Annotated in this window: 20 protein-coding genes; 9 read left to right on the top strand and 11 right to left on the bottom strand. The window is 68.4% G+C overall.

All coding sequences use genetic code 11. The annotated features are described in order from the left end of the window. Positions 1 to 121: 121 nt before the first annotated feature. Positions 122 to 1,267, bottom strand: coding sequence for an acyl-CoA dehydrogenase family protein (locus J2753_RS03665; RefSeq protein WP_209490522.1), 1,146 nt, complete (start codon positions 1,265 to 1,267; stop codon positions 122 to 124). 104 nt (positions 1,268 to 1,371) lie between these two features. Between J2753_RS03665 and J2753_RS03660 the strand changes: the two genes are divergently transcribed. The 5 genes from J2753_RS03660 (at position 1,372) to J2753_RS03640 (ending at position 4,145) form a co-directional block, all read left to right on the top strand. Next, positions 1,372 to 1,893, top strand: coding sequence for a carboxypeptidase regulatory-like domain-containing protein (locus J2753_RS03660; RefSeq protein WP_209490520.1), 522 nt, complete (start codon positions 1,372 to 1,374; stop codon positions 1,891 to 1,893). Then, a complete protein-coding gene (locus J2753_RS03655) occupies positions 1,890 to 2,189 on the top strand; it encodes a hypothetical protein (protein ID WP_209490518.1) in 300 nt (99 codons plus the stop codon). Before J2753_RS03660 ends, J2753_RS03655 begins: the two co-directional genes overlap by 4 nt. Continuing rightward, a complete protein-coding gene (locus J2753_RS03650) occupies positions 2,186 to 2,548 on the top strand; it encodes a hypothetical protein (RefSeq protein WP_209490516.1) in 363 nt (120 codons plus the stop codon). Before J2753_RS03655 ends, J2753_RS03650 begins: the two co-directional genes overlap by 4 nt. Before the next feature lie 149 nt (positions 2,549 to 2,697). Further along, on the top strand, positions 2,698 to 3,699 hold the full coding sequence (locus tag J2753_RS03645) for a hypothetical protein (RefSeq protein WP_209490515.1): 1,002 nt from the start codon (positions 2,698 to 2,700) through the stop codon (positions 3,697 to 3,699). Between the two features lie 17 nt (positions 3,700 to 3,716). Then, positions 3,717 to 4,145 (top strand): hypothetical protein, encoded by a 429-nt coding sequence (locus J2753_RS03640; RefSeq protein WP_209490514.1) that lies wholly within the window; start codon positions 3,717 to 3,719, stop codon positions 4,143 to 4,145. Here J2753_RS03640 and J2753_RS03635 read toward each other — a convergent pair whose 3' ends face one another. The 3 genes from J2753_RS03635 to J2753_RS03625 all read right to left on the bottom strand — a co-directional run bounded on the left by J2753_RS03635 (position 4,146) and on the right by J2753_RS03625 (position 6,966). Continuing rightward, complete coding sequence (locus J2753_RS03635) at positions 4,146 to 5,336, bottom strand: alanyl-tRNA editing protein (RefSeq protein ID WP_209490513.1); 1,191 nt, start codon at positions 5,334 to 5,336, stop codon at positions 4,146 to 4,148. A 121-nt stretch (positions 5,337 to 5,457) separates the two neighbouring features. Then, a complete protein-coding gene (locus tag J2753_RS03630; protein WP_209490512.1) occupies positions 5,458 to 5,970 on the bottom strand; it encodes a helix-turn-helix domain-containing protein in 513 nt (170 codons plus the stop codon). A 57-nt stretch (positions 5,971 to 6,027) separates the two neighbouring features. Next, positions 6,028 to 6,966, bottom strand: coding sequence for a DMT family transporter (locus J2753_RS03625; protein WP_245334418.1), 939 nt, complete (start codon positions 6,964 to 6,966; stop codon positions 6,028 to 6,030). 119 nt (positions 6,967 to 7,085) lie between these two features. Here J2753_RS03625 and sucC point away from each other — a divergent pair, with 119 nt between their 5' ends. Together sucC and sucD are read left to right on the top strand one after the other, a co-directional pair. After that, positions 7,086 to 8,240, top strand: coding sequence for an ADP-forming succinate--CoA ligase subunit beta (sucC, locus tag J2753_RS03620; RefSeq protein WP_209490511.1), 1,155 nt, complete (start codon positions 7,086 to 7,088; stop codon positions 8,238 to 8,240). Continuing rightward, on the top strand, positions 8,237 to 9,106 hold the full coding sequence (sucD, locus tag J2753_RS03615) for a succinate--CoA ligase subunit alpha (protein ID WP_209490510.1): 870 nt from the start codon (positions 8,237 to 8,239) through the stop codon (positions 9,104 to 9,106). The genes sucC and sucD overlap by 4 nt, the downstream gene beginning before the upstream one ends. A gap of 4 nt (positions 9,107 to 9,110) precedes the next feature. On the opposite strand, the gene J2753_RS03610 is transcribed toward sucD, so the two are convergent. The 4 genes from J2753_RS03610 to J2753_RS03595 all read right to left on the bottom strand — a co-directional run bounded on the left by J2753_RS03610 (position 9,111) and on the right by J2753_RS03595 (position 13,106). Then, on the bottom strand, positions 9,111 to 9,821 hold the full coding sequence (locus tag J2753_RS03610) for a helix-turn-helix domain-containing protein (protein ID WP_209490508.1): 711 nt from the start codon (positions 9,819 to 9,821) through the stop codon (positions 9,111 to 9,113). Positions 9,822 to 10,020: 199 nt separating this feature from the next. Then, positions 10,021 to 10,740, bottom strand: coding sequence for a helix-turn-helix domain-containing protein (locus J2753_RS03605; protein WP_209490507.1), 720 nt, complete (start codon positions 10,738 to 10,740; stop codon positions 10,021 to 10,023). Positions 10,741 to 10,807: 67 nt separating this feature from the next. Continuing rightward, complete coding sequence (locus J2753_RS03600; protein ID WP_209490506.1) at positions 10,808 to 12,001, bottom strand: threonine synthase; 1,194 nt, start codon at positions 11,999 to 12,001, stop codon at positions 10,808 to 10,810. 37 nt (positions 12,002 to 12,038) lie between these two features. Then, complete coding sequence (locus J2753_RS03595; RefSeq protein ID WP_209490505.1) at positions 12,039 to 13,106, bottom strand: two-component system sensor histidine kinase NtrB; 1,068 nt, start codon at positions 13,104 to 13,106, stop codon at positions 12,039 to 12,041. A gap of 122 nt (positions 13,107 to 13,228) precedes the next feature. Between J2753_RS03595 and J2753_RS03590 the strand changes: the two genes are divergently transcribed. Continuing rightward, on the top strand, positions 13,229 to 15,382 hold the full coding sequence (locus J2753_RS03590) for a PAS domain S-box protein (RefSeq protein ID WP_209490504.1): 2,154 nt from the start codon (positions 13,229 to 13,231) through the stop codon (positions 15,380 to 15,382). Here J2753_RS03590 and J2753_RS03585 read toward each other — a convergent pair whose 3' ends face one another. From J2753_RS03585 to J2753_RS03575, 3 genes are all read right to left on the bottom strand, one after another. Next, positions 15,383 to 16,261: a universal stress protein gene (locus J2753_RS03585; RefSeq protein ID WP_209490503.1), complete on the bottom strand. Its 879-nt coding sequence runs from the start codon at positions 16,259 to 16,261 to the stop codon at positions 15,383 to 15,385. It abuts the gene before it with no gap. A 25-nt stretch (positions 16,262 to 16,286) separates the two neighbouring features. Beyond that, positions 16,287 to 17,324 carry a DUF7544 domain-containing protein gene (locus J2753_RS03580; protein ID WP_209490502.1) on the bottom strand — a complete coding sequence of 346 codons (1,038 nt, stop codon included), beginning with the start codon at positions 17,322 to 17,324 and terminating at the stop codon, positions 16,287 to 16,289. Positions 17,325 to 17,474: 150 nt separating this feature from the next. Next, the gene (locus J2753_RS03575) at positions 17,475 to 18,311 is read right to left on the bottom strand and encodes a hypothetical protein (protein WP_209490500.1); all 837 of its coding nucleotides are present in this window, start codon (positions 18,309 to 18,311) and stop codon (positions 17,475 to 17,477) included. A 121-nt stretch (positions 18,312 to 18,432) separates the two neighbouring features. Between J2753_RS03575 and J2753_RS03570 the strand changes: the two genes are divergently transcribed. Beyond that, the gene (locus J2753_RS03570; protein WP_209490498.1) at positions 18,433 to 19,044 is read left to right on the top strand and encodes a plastocyanin/azurin family copper-binding protein; all 612 of its coding nucleotides are present in this window, start codon (positions 18,433 to 18,435) and stop codon (positions 19,042 to 19,044) included. Positions 19,045 to 19,210 lie beyond the last annotated feature (166 nt).

Below are 19,210 nucleotides of genomic sequence, written 5' to 3'. Positions count from 1 at the left end.
GGTGACCGGGCTTCAGGCCCGGCGCTCGGCGGTCTCAGAGGTCATGGGAACTCCGCGGTCCTGTTGGCGGTAGCCCACCGTTGAAAACCTCTCAAACTACCTGCCAAATCCCAGAACCCGCCTAATCAAGCAACGAACGAGCGATGATCGTCTTCTGAATCTCGCTGGTCCCCTCGTAGATCGTCGTAATCTTCGCGTCGCGGTAGAACCGCTCCACGTCGAACTCCGCCATATAGCCGTAGCCGCCGTGGATCTGGACCGCCTCGTTGGTCACGTCCACCGCCGCCTCGCTCGCGAAGTACTTCGCCATCGACGCGATGGTGCGCGAATCCTCCCCCGCATCGGCCTGCCGCGCGGCCTCCCGACAGAGCAGGCGCGAGGCCTCGACCTGCGTCGCCATATCCGCCACCTTCTGCCGGATCGAACCGATGTCGCCGATGGATTTGCCGAACTGCTCGCGCTCGCCGGCGTAGGCGACCGCCTCGTCCAGCGCGGCCTGCGCGACGCCGACGGCCTGCGACGCGATGCCGAGTCGGCCGCCGTTGAGGATCTTGAACGCCGCCGAGAGCCCCTCGCCCTCCGGGGTGAGCCGGTACTTCTCCGGGATTTCGACGCCGTCGAACGTCATCCCCGTGGTGTCGCTGGCCCGCAGGCCGAGTTTGTGCTCCCTCTTCCCGACCTCGACGCCGTCGTAGTCCGCGGGCACGAGGAACTGCGTGATCGACCCGCGGTCCTCCGGATCGGTCTTGGCGAAGACGATATACACCCCGGCGCGCTGGCCGTTGGTGATCCACTGCTTCTCGCCGGAGATGCGGTAGCCGTCCTCGGTTTTCTCGGCGGTGGTGGTCATCTGCGCGGGGTTAGAGCCCGCATTCGGCTCCGAGAGACAGAACGCGCCGACGGGGCGGCCGTCGACCATCTCCGGCAGCCACTCCGCCTTCACGTCCTCGCTGCCGGACTCCGCGATGCAGGAGGTGGCGAGACAGTGGACCGAGAGCGCCGTCGCCACCGCGAGGTGGCCATAGGCCACGGCCTCGTTCACGACCGAGTAGGTGGTCTTGTCGGCGTCGAAGCCGCCGTACTCCGCCGGGACGGTGAGCCCAGTCAGGTCCAATTCCGCGAGGTCGTCCCAGGCGTCCTCGGGGAACGCTTCCTCGGCGTCGAGTTCCTGTGCGGCGGGCCGGAGTTCCTCGAGGGCGAACTCCTCGACTGCGTCCCGGATGGCGCGCTGCTCGTCGGTCAGCGCCGACTCGCTCTGCGTGTGCATACCCCTGCACTGGGCCGGCCGGCGCAAAAGCGGTCCGACTCTGGGCCCGCCCCTGCCACACCCTCCCGCACAGTTTTACGTCGGTCTGTTGCGTCGATCCCGGTATGTTTCGGCTAGCGTCGGCGCTCGCCTGTCTCCTCCTCGTGTTCGCCGGCGCCGCGCCAGTCGCGGCGGCCGGCGCCGACGCCCCGTCACCGACGGTTGACGCCGCACCTGCCCTCCAGCAGGGTGGCTCGCTCTCCCTCTTGGTCACCGACGGCGACGACCCCGTCGCCGGCGCCGACGTGACGCTCTACCGCGACGGCGAGCGCGTACTCTCGGGCGAGACCGGCGACGACGGCCAGCTCGACACCGGCCCGATCGAGAACGGCGCCTACCGGGTCGAGATCCGCGAACCCGGCTACTACGAGCGCTCGGTCTCGGTCACTGTCGACGGCGAGACGGCCCGCTCGGTCGCGCTCGACCCCGGCAGCGTCGCACTCACCGTCGACGTGACCGACGCTCGGACCGGCGACGCGCTGGCGGACGCCACCGTCGACGTGGATGCCGCGGGCACGGTCCGAACGGGCGCCGACGGCACCCAGACCGTCCGCGCCCGGTCAACAGCGAGGTCGGCCTCACGGTGACCAAGGACGGCTACGAGCGCGCCGCGCTCTCGGTCGCCGTCGGCGAGTCGGCCCAGTCGGTCGATCTGGAGATCGCTCGTGAAACCCAGATCTCGCTCTCGCTCGCCGAGGACTCGGTCGACGCCGGCGACAGCGTCACGGCGATGGTGACCGATGCCTATGGCGACCCGGTCGCGGGTGCGACGCTGCTGCTCGACGGCGAGGCTGTCGCCGAGACGGACGCCGACGGCACGGCGTCGGTTCCGGTGGAGAGCGGCGGAGAGCACACCGTCCGCGCTCGCGCGGGCGGCACGTGAGTGATCCGCAGACGGTCACTGCTGAGGGAACTTCGTCGACGGCGACGCCGACCGAGACGGCAAGCGGCGTGGAGAACGAGACGGTAAGTGGGACGGCGACTCCCGCGGGGACTGCCACCGCGGACAACGAGGCAGGAACCGCCACGCCGCTCCCGACCGCGACGCCGACCAACGAGTCCGGCGACTCGCCGTTCGCGGCGCTGCCGTTCTCGGTGCCCGAACTCCCGGACCTCGGCGACACTGAGGGGCCGTTTAGCGTGCTGCCGCCGATTCAGGGGTCGGCCCGGATCGTCCTCGTGCTCGCGGGGATCGGCGCGGTGGGGCTGGTGCTCTCGGTCCTGCGGGAGGACGACCTCTGAGTGGATTGCGGGGGGCTGCTGGGGATCAGCACCAAGCTATTTTGACGTTCTGTAATCGGCATACCCGTTTCAGATCGTACCTACAAACAGATTAAATAGATTCACAAAGAAATGTAAACACTTATTATAGAGTATGTAATCTTACACCTGTGGACAAACATAATAGCAGGCGGACGTTTATCTCAGGGGCCGGATCTTTGGTCACAGCCGGGGTGATCGGTTCTACCATCGCCGCTGGGAGGAAGAGTACCTCTGGAAATGAGGAAGGGGCAGATATCCGTGGGGTCTCAGCCGAAGGGAACGAAGACGGTCTTCCGATCCAGGCGAGTGGGAAAACGATCCGAAAGTATCGCCCCAACGACGATGGCTTCGAGGTTACAGAGAAATTCATTGCACAAGGGCTTAGCCAACGTTATGGCACGAACGTCGTTAATTTCGATCCGGTTCAACTGCCGGCGTCCCGTGTTCCAGAAGAATACCGCGATCCGGAGCGACCGTTTACGGTGAGCTATCCCGAAAGCGCTGTGATCGGAACCGATGAACAGCACCTCCAAAGTGAATCAACGATCAAATCAGCACGGAGCGGAGGGAGCACGAAAACGGACTCCGTCTCCAGCAGCACTGTTAGCACCCAAACTGTTACTTATGACGGCCCGCTGTATCAATACAAGAGTGGTAGTGCCGCCGAAAACGAGAACGTATCGAAGCGGACCGCTCCGATAAATTTGAACTGGACTTACGATGTCGGAAAAAGCGTGAGTCAGATTAAGAGCTACATGAAGGACCGTGGCTGGACCTCATGTTGTGCGTTCTACTCCCAGACTCGCTACGTCCTTGACGGCGACAGCTCACGGGTTCAAGACACGAACATATACAAAGAGATCGACAAGACAGAACAACGTCACATCCGCCTCTATGACGTGGGTGCTTCTGATTCGCTTAACACCGAAATTGTCGGTCAGATCCACAGGGATCCATATGACCACAATCAAATCGGTGACAAACCATGGGATTTCAACTTCTCACGGGACGTAGCGAAGGCTGACTGGGATGGGTGGGGATACAATACTTCCTACCATACTGAGAGCGAGACCGAGTGGGAGTGGGACACCCACGACGGTAGAATAGCTGTCATTTCGGACGCCGAGTAGAGGAGGTACTGAATTCAATGGATGAACTATCGCTAACCGTTCGACTGCCGTTCGCCATCCGGCGGAGCCACGTGCTCGCGGCCGCGATCGGCGTCGCCCACGCGGTGGTGCTCCTCGTCTACGCGTTCGTCCTCGGGCGGGTACAGGTCACTCTCGACGGCCCCGCGGCGGCCGCCGCCCTCGTCTACACGGTTTCCGGGATGGTGTTACTGGCGGCGGTCCCCGCGTACCTCCTGATCGAGTACTCGCTGGTCCTGCCGGCCGCGGTGTTCGCGCTGAACCTCGCGCTCCTCGTCCGCGGTGAACTGGCTGCGAGCCCCGACGGCGCCGTCGCCTTCCAGTTCGTCGTCTGGGTCGTGCCGTTCGCGCTCCTGCTGCTCGTCGGGGGCGTCGAGTACGCGGTCCGGCGGTGGCTCGGCCCGCCGCCGGGCCCGCTGCTCGGCTGACTACTCCGAGCGCAGGTAGCCCACGACCTCCGGTGGCGAGACCGGGATGCCGCCGCCCTGTGCGAACGTCGGGCCGCCGCCGCCCCCGCCGCCGAACTCGCCGGTCACCGCCTGAACGACCGCGTTGGCGTCGGCGTCGCCGTCGGTCGCGACGACGACGAACGTCTCGCCCGAGGTGCCGGCGACGGCGACGCCGTCGATGCCGTCGTCGATGTACTCCTCGAGTTCGCCCTGCAGTTCGTTCGGTGTCGCGCCCTCGACGGCGCCGACCAGCCAGGTGCCGCCGTCGCGCCCGACCCGGTCGAGATCCGCGAGGCGGTAGCCCAGCAGTTCGGACTTCAGATCGGCCACTTCTGCACGGAGGTCGTCGCGCTCGTCAGTCAATCGACCGACGGCGTCCGTGATCGCGTCCGGCGCCACGTCGAGATCTCGGGCGACCGCGCGGGCGCCCTCGTGGATCTCCGCGGCGGCGTCGATGGCCGTCGGCCCGACCGCGAACTCCACCCGAGTCGCCCCTTCTCCGGGATTCGACCGCTCGAGCACGTGCAGCGGCCCGATCTCGCTGGTGTTCGAGACGTGCGTGCCGCCGCAGGCCGCGACGTCCCAGCCCTCGATGGTGACGATGCGGACCTCGTCGGACTCGGCCATCGCACCCTCCTCCGTCTTCGTGTTGAACGCGACCTCCTCGCGTTCGCGGGCGACCGCGGGGTCCTGATACTCCCACGAGACGGGCAGCGAGTCCCAGACCGCGCGGTTGGCGAGGCGCTCCATCTCGATCATTCGCTCGTCGGTAATCTCGGTGTCGGCCGTGAAGTCGACCCGGACGGTCTCCTCGCCGATGTCGAAGCCGGCGTAGCCCACGTCGTCCAGCACGCGCCGGGCGGCGCCGAACAGCACGTGGCTGGCGGTATGGGCCCGCTTGCAGTAGGTGCGGAACGCGGCGTCGACGACGCAGTGGACCGTCTCGCCTTTCTCGAGGTCGTGGTCCGCGCTCAGTCGGTGGACGACGCCGGCCTCGGACTTCTGTACGTCGGCGACGGCGATGTCGTCGATGACGCCGCGGTCGGCTGGCTGGCCGCCGCCCTCGGGGTAGAAGTACGTCTCGTGGAGAATCACCTCGCGGCCGTCGACGGCGGCCACCTCGGTGTCGAACGAGAGCGTCTCGGGGTTGTCGGGTGCGAGCGTCTGCATGGCTCCGGGGAGTGGTGGCGCGTGGAAAAAGCCGCGGGCTGAGGCAGTTTGGTTACTCGTTCGCGGCGAGTGAGCGTCGCCGACTTCGGTCAGCGACCACGAGCTCGATGCCGCGAACGGGCTATTCGGCCAGTTCGATCCCGAACCGATCCTCCAGCTTTGCGATGATCGCTCCACCAACGTCGGCGCGGATGGCCCGCCCCTCCTCGACGGCGAGCAGGTCGTCCTCGTCGACGTCCAGTTCCTCGGCGACTTCCTCGGTCGTGAGGCCGGCGTCCTGCCGAGCCTCGGTCACCCGGTCGCCGTAGCCCGAGACGAGGTACGGGAGGCTGTCCTCGTCGTACTCGGCGCCCTCGACCCAGTCGGTATCCGGCTCGTTGGACTCCATCAGCTTCGCGGTGTTCTGGGCCGCGCGCTTCTTGCGGTTCTGGGGCTCGCCCCGGGAGCCCTCCTGCTGGTCGCGCTTCTTCTCGTCCTTGTGGCGGTTCGCCCCCATCGGCTCGCAGTCCGAGCAGACGTGTAGCTGCGCGCCGGCGACGTTCGCCTTCCGCAGCGACGCCGACTCCGTCCCGCAGAGTTCGCAGGCGTCGCCGCCGTCGTCGCCCCCGCCGCTGCCGGTCGAATACTTGGCCATGTCCCGGCTACGTGCCGGGGAGGCATTAATTCGTGGTGGTCGCGCGGGCTCCAGGCCTCAGAGGCCGACAGCCGAAAGCAGCGCCGGGCCGGCAGTCACCAGCGCGACGCCGAGGACGATCAGCGCCGCCCCCAGCACCACCCCGCGGGTCACGCGCTCCAGATCCCCGAGCAGGAAGTAGGCGAAGACGGCCGTGAACAGCGGCGCCGTCGCCGCCAGCGGGTCGACGACGGCGACGGTCCCCTCGGGGTGGCCGAAGGCGGCGAACAGCGAGAGCAGCGCGACCGCAGTAATCGTCCCGCTGCCGGCGAAGTAGCCCCACGTCTCTTTGGGGGCGTTCCGAATCTCGCCGAGTCGGCCGCGAGCGAGGGCGTAGCCGAACAGCACGATCAGCGCGGCCATCTCGTTGAGCGCGACGGCCTCCAGCGAACTCACCGCGGAGGTGGTCAGGCCGTGGCGCCGGAGCACGTTCCCGACCGCGAAACAGACCGCGGCGCCGACCGGGAACAGCAGTTCGTAGGGCTCCCAGCCGCCGATGTCGCCGCCTTTCGCCAGCGCCAGCGCGGCGAGGCCGCCGACGAGGATGACGACGCCGACGGCCGTCGAGAGCGCCGCCGGTTCGCCGAGGAACAACACCGCCAGCATCGTCGCGAACAGCGGCCGGGCGGAGACGCCGGCACTGTTGACACTCGCGCCCACGCGGTCGACGCCCGCGAACGTCGCGAGGCGCCCGAGCGCGGTGCCGAACACGCCGGCCAGCAGAAACACGCCGAGGGTTTCGAGAGTCAGCCCCGTGAACGCGCTGCCGCCGCGGAGGATTGCGAGCGCAACGAGATACAGCGTGCTGTCGACGAGGACGACCACCAGCGACGCCTGCAGCGAGGTGCCGCCGGCGGCCATCCCGCGCTTGGAGAGCACCGGGGAGAACCCCCAGAGCAGCGCCGGCACGAGTGCCAGCGCGTAGACAATCGGTGGCGCGGCGAGCACGTCGGCCATCGTGGGTGGGAACCGCCCGGCAGCACAAGGGCGCGTCGGTTCCGGTAGCTCCCCCGCACGGTACGCAGTCGCGTACCGTCGGGATTTATGCAGGCGACGCCCGGCAGTCCTCCTACGCGATGAAGCTACACGAGTACCAGGCAAAGGAGGTGTTCGCGGACGCCGGGATCCCCGTCCCGGAGTCGCGACTCGCCTCGTCGGTCGAGGCAGTCGTCGAGGCGGTCGGGGAGATCGGGTTCCCCGCCGCTGTCAAGGCACAGGTCCACGTCGGCGGCCGCGGGAAGGCCGGCGGCATCGAGATCGTCACGAGCGAGGCGGAGGCCCGCGAGGCCGCCGAGTCGATTCTCGGCATGGACCTCAAGGGGTACACCGTCGAGCGCGTGCTCGTGGAGGCCGGCGTCGACTTCGTCGACGAACTGTACGTCGGCGTCACGATGGACCGTGCGGCCGGCGAACCGGTCGCGATGATCTCCACCGAGGGCGGCGTCGACATCGAGACGGTCGCCGAGGAGACCCCCGAGGCCATCGCCCGCGAGCAGATCGACCCGGCGTTCGGGATGCACCCCTACGAGTCCCGGAAAGTCGTCTACGAGGCCGGCGTCGAGCAGCAGTTCGCCGGCGACGTGGCGAGCATTCTGCGGACCCTGTTCGACCTCTACGAGGATTCTGACGCCTCCGAGATCGAGGTGAACCCCGTGATGATCACGAGCGACGACGAGGTCGTCGCCGCCGACGCCGTCATGAACATCGACGACGACGCACTGTTCCGCCAGCCGGAACTGGCCGAGATGGAGGAGGAGAGCTTCGAGAACGACCTCGAGCGCAAGGCCAGCGAGTACGGCTTCGAGGGTGCGAACTACGTCCGCCTCTCCGGCGACGTCGGCATCATCGGCAACGGTGCCGGCCTCGTGATGACCACGCTCGACCTCGTGGACTACTACGGCGGCACGCCCGCCAACTTCCTCGACATCGGCGGCGGCGCGAAGGCCGAGCGAGTGGCCAACGCGCTGGACATGGTGTTCTCCGACGAGAACGTCGATTCTGTCGTGTTCAACATCTTCGGCGGGATCACCCGCGGCGACGAGGTCGCCAAGGGGATCAACGAGGCCCTGGAGCAGTTCGACGAGATCCCCAAGCCGGTGACGGTTCGACTGGCCGGGACTCGCGCGGAAGAGGGGATGGAGATCCTGAACACCGACCTCGTGACGGTCGAGAAGACGCTGGAGTCGGCGGTCCAGCGTGCGGTTGCAGATGCTGCGGAGGTGAACGAATGAGCATCTTGGTCGACGACGACACCCGAGTCGTGGTGCAGGGCATCACGGGCGGGGAGGGCAACTTCCACGCCGAACAGATGATCGAGTACGGCACCAACGTGGTCGCCGGCGCCGTCCCCGGCAAGGGCGGGCAGACTACCGCGGGCGTGCCGGTCTACGACACCGTCGAGGAGGCCGCTATCGAGGAGAACGCCGACGCCTCCGTCATCTTCGTCCCGCCGGCCTTTGCCGGCGACGCCATCTTCGAGGCACTCGACGCACCGCTCGATCTGGCGGTCGCCATCACCGAGGGCGTCCCCACACAGGACATGGCGAAGGTGAACAAGCGCCTCTCTGAGGTCGATACGCACCTTATCGGCCCGAACTGTCCGGGCATCATCACCCCCGGCGAGAGCAAACTCGGCATCCTGCCGGGCAACATCTTCTCGGAGGGGAACGTCGGCCTCGTCTCGCGCTCCGGGACCCTGACCTACCAAGTCGTGGACAGCCTCACCCAGCGTGGGATCGGCCAGACCACCGCCGTCGGCATCGGCGGCGACCCGATCATCGGCACCTCGTTCGTCGACGCCCTCGAACTGTTCGAACAGGACGACGAGACCGAGGCCGTCGTGATGTGCGGTGAGATCGGCGGCGAGGACGAGGAGGAGGCCGCGAAGTTCATCGGCGAACACATGGACACGCCGGTCGCCGGCTTCATCGCCGGCCGCACGGCGCCGCCGGGCAAGCGGATGGGCCACGCCGGCGCCATCGTCTCGGGGAGCGGTACCGGGACCGCGGAGTCGAAGATCGAGGCGCTCAACGACGCGGGCGTCCCTGTCGGCGACACCCCCGAGGAGGTCGCTGACAACGTCGAGAGCTTCCTGTAGGCCGCTACTCCCGTTTTTCCTCACTGATCGGCGGCGCCGCCTGTTCGGTGTCGGATCGCCCGTCGGGTTCGCCGACGGTCGCTGCAAGCACCGAGGAGACGCCGCGACGGAGCCGTTCCGAGAGCGCCTGCTCGGAGATATCGAACTGGTCGGCCAGTCGCTGGAGGTCGGTCTCCCGGGGTACCTCGAAGTAGCCAGCCTGGAACGCCGCCTGCAGCGCCTCGGCTTGCTTCTCCGAGAGGTCGTACGCCCGTCCCTGCTCGTCGTCGGCGTGGTGGGCCCGCAACAGTTCGACGCTGAACCCCCGCTCCCGGAGATGGCTGATGTACTCGGTCAGCGCCTCGCGGTCCGGGAGTCGGATCTTCAACACCGCGCCCTCGGCGGTCGTCCGGATCGAGAGCCGGGAGGCGCCGGTCTGTCGGTCGATGGGGCCGGGGTTGGTGGTGCCGGCGTCCCGGTCAACGATGACCCGGTAGAGCCGCCGATGGTCGCCACCGTCGACGCGTTCGAAGCCGTTGACCGTCGGGTCCTCGGGCATCGCCGCCTCGAACGACTCGAAGTCGCCGCCGGAGGCCCAGACGAACAGCAGGGGGTCGGACGCCCGATCGGCCGCGGTCGCCCACTCCCGTTCGAGGGTCATCCCCGGGGCCGCCTGCAACGACGGGCCGAGAACGAGGCGCGCGCCGGTCAGGCGGAGTTCGGCGATCAGGCTCACGCCGTCAACTTCGGCGGCCTGTTACTAAGGTCATACGGCAGAACGGTGGTGTGGGTGGACGGGAAGGGCGTCCACCCGTGTCAGAGGCGGCCCACCCGACGCTGGTGCGCCGGTGGACATATGATCGGTAGGTTCGGACCCTTGGTAGTCTTTGGGCTTGTGTGCTCCGGGTTTTATATATTCTCCCCGGCGGGTTGGATTAGTTCGACAGCAGATCCGACTCGGACTGGTCGACCGCTTCGGCGTCGATGCCGGCGCCGTGGCGCGCATTCCCCTCGAGTTCGCCGACCGTCGACTCCAGGACGGCGGCGACGCCGCGGCGGAGTCGCTCGGAGAGCGCCTGCTCGGAGATGTCGAACGCCGCGGCCAGTGTTCCCAAGTCCGTTTTTCGCGGGGTCTCGAAGTAGCCGGCGTCCAGCGCCGCCCGGAGCGCCGCGGCCTGTTTCTCCGAGAGGTCGTACCTGCCGTGCTGGTCGTCAGCGGGGTAGGCCCGGAGCAGTTCGACCTCGTAGCCGTGCTCCCGACAGAGGCGGATATACTCGCTGAGCGAGTCACGATCCGGGAGGCGTTCGGTGATGATCGCGCAGTTGGCCAGTGTTACCATCCTGAGCTGTGAGGCGCTGGTCTGTCGGTGCAGCGGCGCCGGATCGATGAGCGCGGGGCCGTCGTCGAGCACGATCTCGTAGAGCCGTCGGTCGCCGCCGCCCTCGATCAGGTCGAACTCCTGTACCGTCGGGTCCTCTGGCAGCGACGCCTCGAACGGCTCGAACTCGCCGCCCCACGCCCAGACGAACACGATGGGGCCTGCGGGCGCCGGGACACTGTACTCGGTCTCGACGCGCATCCCCGGCGCCGCCGCGAGCGCCTCTCCCAGGGCGAAGGACTCACCCGAGATTCGGAGTTCGGCGATCAGGCTCATGACCGGTCAGTTCACCTTCCTGTTACAAAGGTGATGCGGCGAGCGCAGGGAACGGCCCAACCCGGAATCAGCGACTCGCGCCCGCGTCGAACAGCGACCCAAGCGCCGAGAGGTCGACCCGGTCGGCGTCGACGGCCGCGCCGGCGTCGCCGAACCCGCGGCCGGTCGCGACCAACGCCACCTCGTCGCCGTCGTCGAGAACCCCGTCCTCGCGGAGCCGTTCGACTGCGGCCAGCGTCGTCGCCGAGGCCGGTTCCACCGCCAGCCCGGCAGCCGCGAAGCGCTTGCCCGCCCGCTCGATGGCCGGGTCCTCGACGGCGACGACGGCGCCGCCGGTGGCTCTCGCGGCCGCGAGCGCCCGGCCCCCGCTGGGCGGGTCCGCGTTGGCGATGGAGTAGGCGATGGTCTCGCCGCCCTCGACGGCCGTCACCGTGTCGTCGCCGCGCGCGAACGCCGCCGCGATGGGCGCGCAGGCGGCCGCCTGCACGAAGCAGAGTTTCGGCGCCGCCTCGAGCAGGCCGGCCTCCGTCAGCGTCCGGACGGCTTGCCAGGTGCCGCTGGCGTGGCCGCCGCTGCTGACCGGGAGGACGAGTGCATCGGGTGAACCTCCGCCCCGGTTCGCGAACTGCGTCAGTATCTCCAGCGCCGTCGTCGCCTGCCCGGCGACGCGCCACGGGGCGTCGCTGTTCAGGAACCGCACGCCGGCGTCTTGGCCCACCGCCAGGGACTCGTAGTAGAGTCGACCGTAGTCGCCGTCGACCCGGACCAGCCGCGGACTGTAGCGCGCGATGGCGGCCAACCGCTGGTCGGCGATGTCCGCGGGTACCAGCACGGTGCAGTCCATGTCCGCCGCGGCGGCGTGGGCGGCGACGCTCTCGGCCATGTTCCCGTGCGAGACGGTGCCGATCCGGTGCTCGCCGCGTTCCAGCGCGGCGGCGACGCCGAAGGCCGTTCCGCGGTCCTTGAAGCTCCCCGTGGGGTTCAGCCCCTCGGGCTTCACGTGGACGCGGACACCCTCGGTGTCGAGCGAGTCGGTGCGCAGGAGCGGCGTCCCGCCCGCAGCGGTCGGGAGGCCCGCGGGCACGTCGGGTGCCGGCACGCCCAGCAGGGGGAGCACATCCCACATCGACTCGACGCTCGTGGGCCAGGAGTCGGGGACGGAATCGGGGTCGGTTTCGAGCCAGAGCGGTTCGCCGCAGTCACACCGGACGCGGCTGTCGTCGTCGGTGCGGGCGCCACACGCCCAGCAGACTCGGGTCACGCTCGGTGGTTGGCGTGCCGGCGCAAGAAGGGTGCGGTCAGTCGCCGGTCCGGATCTCGAAGCGGGCGCCGCCGGCCTCGCTCTCGGTCAGGCTGATCTCCCAGCCGTGGGCCTCGGCGATCTGGCGAACGATGGAGAGCCCGAACCCGGTTCCCGACTCCCGGGTGGAGTAGCCGTGCTCGAACACGTTCTCCCGGATCTCTTCCGGAACGCCGGGCCCGTCGTCGGCGACGTAGAAGCCGTCCGGGAGCGGACCGACCGTGACGGTGGTGTCCGGGGCGGCGTGTTCGACAGCGTCGTCAGACCCCGTCTGACTGCCCGTCGAACCATGTTCGACAGCGTTCCCGAAGAGGTTCGTGAGCAGTTCGCGGAACCGGCTTCGGTCCGCATCGACCGAGCCCAGACGCCCCTCGACTTCGAGTGTCGCGCCGTCAGCAGCCGTGCTATCCCACGCTTCGCGGACGGCGGCGTTGAGGCTCACCCGTTCGGTCTCGCCGATCTGTTGGCCCTGTTTCGAGAGCACGAGCACGTCGTCGATCAGCCCCTCGATCCGCCCGAGCGCGTCGGCGACGCGTTCCAACTCCGGCGCGTCGTACTCATCGCGGGCGATCTCCGTGTAGCCGGCGGCGACCGAGAGGGGGTTGCGGATGTCGTGGGCGAGAATGTCCGCGAACTGGTCCAGTCGCTCTTTCTGTGCCTGTAGCTCCGCCTCGCGCTCCCGGCGGTCGCTCACGTCACGGATGATCCCCGTGAAGTACTGCTCGCCGCCGTACTCGTGTTCCCGGAGGCTGATCAGCGTCGGTACCTCGTGGCCGTCCTTGTGGAGTGCGGGGAGTTCCATCCCGTTCCAGTCGATGTGGCGCTCGCCGGTCTCGACGTACGCCGCGAGCGCCTCGGCGTGCACCGACTGGAGGCGTTCGGGGATGATCTGCATCTTCGAACTCCCGATCAGCTCCTCGGGCTGGTAGCCGAGGATCTCCTCGATAGCGGGGTTGGCGTAGACGATCCGGCTCTCGGCGTCGATGGTCAGCATCCCCTCGGCGGCGTTCTCCACGAGCGTCCGGTAGAACTCCTCGGGCGCTGTGGGTAGCTCCCCGGGATCCATACCGAAAGCCAACCACGCGGCGGTTAAATGCCTGCTGATGGGATTCTGGGCCCCCTCCGTCGGAGTTTTGGATCTGATAGCCGGAGGCGGTTATTTATACAGTCGAGAAACAATCCCGACCTATGGCGACGGCTCCCCTCAGCGAGCGGACCCCCTTCGACGCGGGCAATCGTCGCATCGATGTCTTGATCGTCGACGACAACGAGACGATGGCGAAGATGACGGCGGAGTTCTTGGCGCGGGAGTTGGACGACGCGACGATCAGGACGCTGACCGACCCGACCGAGGCGGTCGCGGCGCTTTCGGACGACGAGTACGACTGTGTCGTCAGCGACTTCGACATGCCGCGGGTGAACGGCCTCGAACTGCTGGAACGCGTTCGGGACGCGGGGTTCGAGATCCCGTTCGTGCTGTTCACCGGGAAGGGCAGCGAGGAGATCGCCAGCCGCGCTATCTCGGCCGGCGTCGACGAGTACCTCCAGAAGGGGGGCCCCGAGGAGTACCCCGTGCTGGCGAACAACGTCGAGAACCTCGTGGAGAAACACTGGGCCGAACAGCAGGTCCGCCGGGGGTTTCTCGCCATCGAGTCCGCCGAGGAGGGGATCGGCATCATCGACGAGAACGGCGTCTATCAGTACGTCAACGAGGCCTACGCCGCGGTGTACGACCGCGACCGTGACGAACTGATCGGCGAGCACTGGGACGTGCTCTACCCCGAGGAGGAGGCCGCGCGGTTCCACGACCTGATCCTGCCCGAACTCGAGGACTGCGGGGTCTGGCGTGGCGTCGCCACTGGCGTCACCAAGGACGGCGACCCCGTGCCAGAGCAACTGGTGCTGACACAGATGGAGGACGGCGGCCACGTCTGTATCGTGCAGGAGATCGACCGCGAGGCGGGTGCGGACAGCGAACTCCGCCTGAAAGCCCGTGCGCTCGACGAGGCGCCGACGGGCGTCGTGCTCACGGACCCGGATCAGCCGGACAACCCCATCGTCTACGCCAACACCCGGTTTCTCGAGATGACGGGCTACGACCGCGCGGCCGTGCTTGGCCGCAACTGTCGGTTCCTGCAGGGCGAACACACCAGCGAGGCGCAGGTCGACAAGCTACGCGAGGCCATCGAGAACGTGGAGCCGATCACCCTCGAGATCCGGAACTACCGGACCGACGGCGTCATGTTCTGGAACCGGGTCCGGATCGCACCGATCCGCGACGACGATGGCGAGGTGGTGCTGTACGCCGGTTTCCATGAGGACGTGACCCGCAGCCGAGCCAGACAGGAACAGCTCCGGGCCAGCCGGAACCATCTGGAAGCGCTGTTCGAGCTATCGCCGGATCTGGTCGTCGTCCACGACGCCGCCGGCACCATCGTCGAGGCCAACCAACGCGCCCAGGAGGAGTTGGGCTACGGGCCGTCCGAACTCGTCGGGAAGAACGTCTGGGATGTCGACGCTACCGCCGACCCCGAGCGCTCCCGGTCGTTCTGGCGGGAGCTCCCCCCGGACACGCCCCGGCGGTTCGAAGGACGGCTCGAGCGCGCCGACGGCTCGACGTTCCCCGTCGAGGTCCACCTGATCCGGCTGGATCTGGACGGCGAGGACCGGTTCGTCGCGCTGGACCGGGACATCACCGAACAGAAGGCCCGCGAGGAGGAGCTCATGCGCCAGAACGAGCGGCTGGCGGAGTTCTCGAGCGTGGTCTCCCACGACCTCCGGAACCCGCTGCAGGTCGCGCAGGGCCGGTTCGGCCTGCTCGCCGACGAGGCCGAGAGCGAGCATCTCGCGGATCTCGGCAGCGCGCTCGACCGGATGGAGTCGCTGATCGACGACCTGCTCACGCTCGCCCGCGAGGGCGACGCCGCCCTCGAAGTCGAACCGGTCGACGTGGCGACGGTTGCCGCGGCGGCGTGGGGCACCGTCGAAACGGGCGACGCCGAGCTAACCGTGACGACCGACCTGCGGGTGAACGCCGATCCGGATCAGCTCCAGCAGCTGTTCGAGAACCTCTTCGGAAATGCGATAGAGCACGCCGCCCCCGACGCCGTGATCACGGTCGGCGACCTCCCGGACGGCTTCTACGTCGCCGACGACGGGCCCGGCATCCCCGAGGACGAACGCGAGGCGGTGTTCGACCCGGGCTACTCTACCTCGACCGACGGTACCGGCTTCGGGCTCGACATCGTCGCCACCATCGCCGAGAGCCACGGCTGGTCGGTCGCGGCGACCGAAAGCGGGGCCGGCGGCGCCCGCCTCGAGATCACGGGCGTCGAGAGCTGATCAGGCCTCGGGAGCGACCAGCACCGGCACGTCGACGGTCTGGAGCACGCCCGCGGCGACACTGCCCAGCAGTTTCTGCTCGACCGTGGAGCGCCCCCGGGAGCCCATCACCACCAGATCGATCCCGCGGTCCGCGACGCGGTCACGGATCAGTTCGGCGGCGCTCCGGGTCCTGGCTCGCTCGACGACGGTCTCCACGTCGGCGTCCGGGGCGTCCTCCTGAACCGCGGCCGCGGCACGCTCGGCGGCGGCCTCGCCCTCGGACTCGAGGCGCTCGACGAACGACTCCCGCAGGCCGCCGGCATCGAACGCGCCGCCGGCTTCCTGGAGGTCGACGACGTTCAGCACGTCGACCGCGGAGCCGTAGCGCCCGGCGAACGCGCCGGCGTAGGGGAGCGCCGCCTCGGCGTTCTCGCTCCCGTCGGTGGGGACCAGCAGGCGGTCGTAGTCGGCCGAGGGCTCGGCCTCGCCCGGGACGACGAACACGGGTACGTCGCCGTGGCTCAGCACCCGTTCGGTGACGCTGCCGAGCAGGCGCTCGCCGATGCCGCTCGCACCCTGTCGGCCGAGGACGACGAGGTCGGCCCCGGAGTCGGACGCGCGCTCGGTCAGCCGTTTGGCAGGCGAGCCTTCGACCACTTCGGTCGCGACCGGCCGGCCGGCGTCCTCGGCGGCGGCCTCGACACCCGAGAACACCGTCTCGCGGTTCGTCCGGATCGAAGAGGCCTCCTCGTCCCGGGCGAGGTCGAGCGTCGACGTCTCGACGACGTGGAGCGCGGTCACCGACGCGTCGAACGCCGACGCGAGTTCGATCCCGCGTTTGGCTGCCCGCTCTGACTCCTCGCTCCCGTCGACGCCGATGAAGATCTGTTCGTACATGGACCGGGCTTCGGCCTGGGGGTCCTTACCGTTTGTCGCCGACCGGGGCCGCACCGGACGCGTCGCCGCCGCGGATCGCTTGGCGACGCTCCGGGATCAGGTCGAACGCGTCCTCGGTGTCGCCCAACACGAGCAGCGCGTAGTAGCGCACGAACGTCTGGACGGGGACGGCGAGGAACAGCGAGAGCACGAACAGACAGAGCGCGAACAGCGCTGCCGCGACGCCGATGATCGCCCAGCCGGCGATTGACGAGACCGAGAGCAGGGCGACGCCGACCAGCGCGACGACGCCGACCGGGATCGCCAGCGCGATAGCGGCCACGACGCTGACGATGCCGACGACCATCGCGATGCCGATGCCCAACACGAACCGCACGACGAGATAGGCGAGGTACTCTTTCCACTCGCCGGTCAGTGTGGGCCAGAATCGCCGCCAGGCGCCGAGCACGCCGCGGTCCTCGGCGATCATCACCGGGACGACGAACTGGGTCGTCAGGCCGGTGACGAGGCTCCCACCGAACGTGACCGCGACGAACACGGCGCCGCCGACCGCCAGCAGCGCGAGCGAGAACCCTTCGACGCCGGCCAACAGCGGCCAGAACGCGGCCACGAGCGCGCCGCCGCCGACTCCCAGCGTGAGCAGGCCGACCACGATCCGGAAGCCCAGCAGGCGGGCGCCCTGCCGCCAGCGCTCGCCCCAGTACGCCCGGATCGAGACGCGCTCGCGCCGGAGCGACTCGACGAACACGAACTCCATCACCGCGCCGATGAAGCCGAACACGAGCGCGATCAGCAGGATGGCGCCGACGACGCCGGCGATGATCGCCCACTCGCGGGGGCTGATGGAGTTGATGAACTCCCAGAACCCGGGACTCCCCCCGGGGTCGGTCGGCATCCCGGTGCCGGTGTTGCCGGTGAACTGGAAGGGGTTGACGGTGCCGGCGCCGCCGAGGAAGAACACGACGAACGCGAGCCGTGCCCAGCGGCCGAGGTCGAACGGCCAGAGCAGCGCGCGGGTGGCGGCGATGGCGTCGTCGATGTCGTCGAGGGCGGCGAGACTCATCGGGCCACCTCGGATCGGGCCGGGGTTGCCGGCTGGAGGGTCTGGAGGGTCACTGCCAGAGCTGTTGGCTCACAGGGAGATATAGCTTCGCACACTCCCCGCGGCGCGTACGCGACGGCCCGGCTACACCGCTCGCCCCGAACCGGCCTCTCAGGCCCTCTCTCCAACGTCCAGCAGCATCGTCCCACAGTCGACACACTGCGCGGTGACCGTTCGGTCGGCCGGCCGGCAGCAGGACTCGACCAGCGACTCCGTCAGTTCGACCGTGCCGCCGCAGTCCGGGCACCGGTCGAGATAGGCCCGTAGCGTCGAGAGCAGTTCCTGTCGGTCGGGTCCGCCGAGTGTCTCCCAGTCGGCGTCCCGCGTGGCGAGCAGTTCGGCGGCGGCGATGTCGGCCCGGAGCGACGCGTCAGTCTCCCAGCCGACCAGTCGCTCGCCGTCGACGACGGTCGTCAGGTCGCCGCCGACGGGCGTCGTCTCGGCGGCGTCGCCGAACGTCGCCCGAACGCCGTCGGCCACGTCTGCCGTCTCCAGAGCTTCGAGCGCGTCGACCCACGCTGTCCGGAACTCGGAGGAGAGGCGCGTTCCGTCGGCTTCGTCCGCCTCGTTGGCGGGAACTGTCTCCAGCACTCCGGCCTCCCGGAGTGCCGACTCCGGGCCGAGGTCGGTGGTGAGCCGCGGCCCGCGGTCCCCGCGGTCGGTTCGGGACCGTTCGGTGGGTTTCCCGAACCACGCGAGCATCCGGTCGGGCAGGTAGCGCTTCGTGAGCGTCGGCGTTCCGGGGACGAGATAGCCCCGGAGGTAGATACTTGCCAGCGAGAGCAGGGCCACGACCGGCGCCAGCGGGGGCCAGACGGCCGCGACGGCGACCGCGAGCGCGGCCGCCAGCACGAGGTTGACGACCGTACACGGGATACACCGGTTCGCACCCGTGTATGTGGGCTCGCGAAGGGTGCTGAGACGCTGGCCGTCCGAGCGTGGGAACACTACCCAATGTGTGGGCCTGACCTGTCTATGCGTTACGGTCACTCGGTTCCCGGATCCGTCAATGATGGGCACGAGATGTCTCTAACGAAAGGTGTAACAGCCTAACGTTCATACTGTCGCCATGGATCGAACCAGACGGAACTATCTCAAACTGGTCTCCGGATCGGTGACGGCCGGGACCGTGGCGCTGGCAGGCTGTTCCGGCGGCGATTCGACGGCGACCGAGCCCGCATCCGACACCCCGACCGAGACGGCGGCGCCGACGGACACCGCGACGCCGACCGCGACTGAAGTCTCGTGTGAGGAAGGCGGCGAGACCCACACCGTGCTGATGGGTGGCGCCGGCCACGGCCCGTTCTACTTCGACCCGATCGGGCTGTTCGTCAGCCCCGGTGATACCGTCGAGTTCGTCAACGACACCAGCGGCCACTCGGCCACCAGCTACCACGAGGATCTGGACTCCTCCGACGTGACCCGAATCCCCGAGGCCGCTGAGCCGTTCAACAGCGGGATCCTGCAGAGCGACGGCGCCTCGTGGAACTACACGTTCACCGAGCCCGGCACGTACGACTACTTCTGCATCCCGCACAAGGGTCTGGGCATGATCGGCCGGATCGTGGTCTGTGCGCCCGGCGGCCCTGCCGAGGAGGGTAGCCCGCCCGACGGCGAACTCCCCGACAGCCAGCGCATCGTCGAGGAGGGCTCCGTGTCGTGGGAAGACTGGGACAACTGAGCCAGTCGCTTCGCTGACCGACCACCTTTCTGTAGTTCTCTCTCGCCGCCTAGCGATAGCGCTCGGCGTCGACGATCTGGATTGGCGTCGCGATTACGTCGCCGTCAGTATCGTGCTGCAAGAAAGAAATCCGGACCGCGTCGGTTTCCGCGCTGTGCGAGGAAAT

Source organism: Halolamina salifodinae (assembly GCF_017874235.1).
Lineage (GTDB): Archaea > Halobacteriota > Halobacteria > Halobacteriales > Haloferacaceae > Halolamina > Halolamina salifodinae.
This window is presented reverse-complemented; position numbering and strand designations above follow the sequence as displayed.

What these genes read in the sequence shown, in the direction of transcription:
- J2753_RS03585 (WP_209490503.1), bottom strand. Translation starts at nt 16,261, where the DNA reads ATGTACGAACAGATCTTCATCGGCGTCGACGGGAGCGAGGAGTCAGAG.
- J2753_RS03665 (WP_209490522.1), bottom strand. Translation starts at nt 1,267, where the DNA reads ATGCACACGCAGAGCGAGTCGGCGCTGACCGACGAGCAGCGCGCCATC.
- J2753_RS03570 (WP_209490498.1), top strand. Translation starts at nt 18,433, where the DNA reads ATGGATCGAACCAGACGGAACTATCTCAAACTGGTCTCCGGATCGGTG.
- J2753_RS03640 (WP_209490514.1), top strand. Translation starts at nt 3,717, where the DNA reads ATGGATGAACTATCGCTAACCGTTCGACTGCCGTTCGCCATCCGGCGG.
- J2753_RS03590 (WP_209490504.1), top strand. Translation starts at nt 13,229, where the DNA reads ATGGCGACGGCTCCCCTCAGCGAGCGGACCCCCTTCGACGCGGGCAAT.
- J2753_RS03580 (WP_209490502.1), bottom strand. Translation starts at nt 17,324, where the DNA reads ATGAGTCTCGCCGCCCTCGACGACATCGACGACGCCATCGCCGCCACC.
- J2753_RS03605 (WP_209490507.1), bottom strand. Translation starts at nt 10,740, where the DNA reads ATGAGCCTGATCGCCGAACTCCGAATCTCGGGTGAGTCCTTCGCCCTG.
- J2753_RS03595 (WP_209490505.1), bottom strand. Translation starts at nt 13,106, where the DNA reads ATGGATCCCGGGGAGCTACCCACAGCGCCCGAGGAGTTCTACCGGACG.
- J2753_RS03660 (WP_209490520.1), top strand. Translation starts at nt 1,372, where the DNA reads ATGTTTCGGCTAGCGTCGGCGCTCGCCTGTCTCCTCCTCGTGTTCGCC.
- sucD (WP_209490510.1), top strand. Translation starts at nt 8,237, where the DNA reads ATGAGCATCTTGGTCGACGACGACACCCGAGTCGTGGTGCAGGGCATC.
- J2753_RS03630 (WP_209490512.1), bottom strand. Translation starts at nt 5,970, where the DNA reads ATGGCCAAGTATTCGACCGGCAGCGGCGGGGGCGACGACGGCGGCGAC.
- J2753_RS03635 (WP_209490513.1), bottom strand. Translation starts at nt 5,336, where the DNA reads ATGCAGACGCTCGCACCCGACAACCCCGAGACGCTCTCGTTCGACACC.
- J2753_RS03625 (WP_245334418.1), bottom strand. Translation starts at nt 6,966, where the DNA reads ATGGCCGACGTGCTCGCCGCGCCACCGATTGTCTACGCGCTGGCACTC.
- sucC (WP_209490511.1), top strand. Translation starts at nt 7,086, where the DNA reads ATGAAGCTACACGAGTACCAGGCAAAGGAGGTGTTCGCGGACGCCGGG.